The organism is Bartonella sp. DB5-6 (assembly GCF_000278115.1).
Taxonomy (GTDB): domain Bacteria; phylum Pseudomonadota; class Alphaproteobacteria; order Rhizobiales; family Rhizobiaceae; genus Bartonella; species Bartonella refiksaydamii.
Window position 1 is genome coordinate 44,701 of the sequence record NZ_JH725123.1, and the last position, 1,155, is coordinate 45,855.

Here is a 1,155-nt window from a genome sequence, read left to right on the forward strand (position 1 = left end):
TAAAATCCGACTCTTGTGAACCGCTATATTTGCTTTTTTTTAGGTACCATCTCGAGCCACGCATTAACTGTAATCCAACAGTGGAAGTGTCTTCAACACTCATCCCCCCTATAAGGACAGAATTGTTAGCTTTAATAGAAAGAGAGGCGTTATTTTTAGCTTTTAACAACAAATCACCAGAAATTTTTGATTCTTCTGATAACTCAAGAGTACCTTCAGCCCTATAACCTTTACCCCCCGTAGCATAAATAGCAATACCATTCGGAACTTCAAAAATTGTCTTTGATAAAGAAACAGAAGCTGCCCCTGCGATGACTTTTTTTACTTCTGAAGATTTGTTACCATTTGGATTCAATATATCGGCAGATTCTTCTGGACCTAACACATGAAAATACAAACCATGTGTTCCCTCTCCCTGCACAGAAATATCAGAACTTTCAATCTTAATATTTGTCTTCTTAAAACTGTCTAGTGAATTATATTTTTGAAGCAACTTGCCATTATCATCTACATAACCTGAAAAGTTTTCTATCAAAAAGCCATGCATATCTGTAAGCTGAATAGAGTTATCTCTCAAATAAACATTCCCCCCTTGAGATACCTCAAAAGCTTTTGGCAATGCACCAGGACCTACATCATCAACTGTAACTCCCTCCTTTTTTCCTTCTCCCTTAATTGTCATGGTATCAAGAAGATACCTCCCCCCGAAACGTGATAAAAATGAGCCAGCCCCCTTAAAATTAACAGTACTACCTGACATCCTAACATATGCACCAAAACCACTAACAATACCAATCTCCTTTGTCTTCAAATTATCTGGCACAATCTCAATATTTACACGAACTAAAGCAACATCCGTTGCTTTCCCCGTTGCATAAACAGCGTGCGAAGTCCTCATAATTGAGCCTTCTGTCATTTTAATAACTGCATTGTCAGCACGAAGACTAGGGGCATCCTTAAAATTTGAATCGGTTAGAATAAGCGTTCCTCCATCTTTTACATATCCACCATATGCAGATATTGTATCCGGATTGTCTCCTAAGACAGTTATCTGTGACGCCTCAACAACCGTACCCTTTTTTTCTACATATATAGCTGCAATGGGAGCAGAAAGAGAGGAATCTCCCTGAAAACTTTTTAAGTTATAAGTTTTAT

At 37.8% G+C, this 1,155-nt stretch carries 1 pseudogene; it reads right to left on the minus strand.

Features of this window, described 5'->3' with window-relative positions:
- Nucleotides 1-1,155 (minus strand): annotated as a pseudogene (locus MCO_RS10900) (autotransporter outer membrane beta-barrel domain-containing protein); the annotation flags it as partial.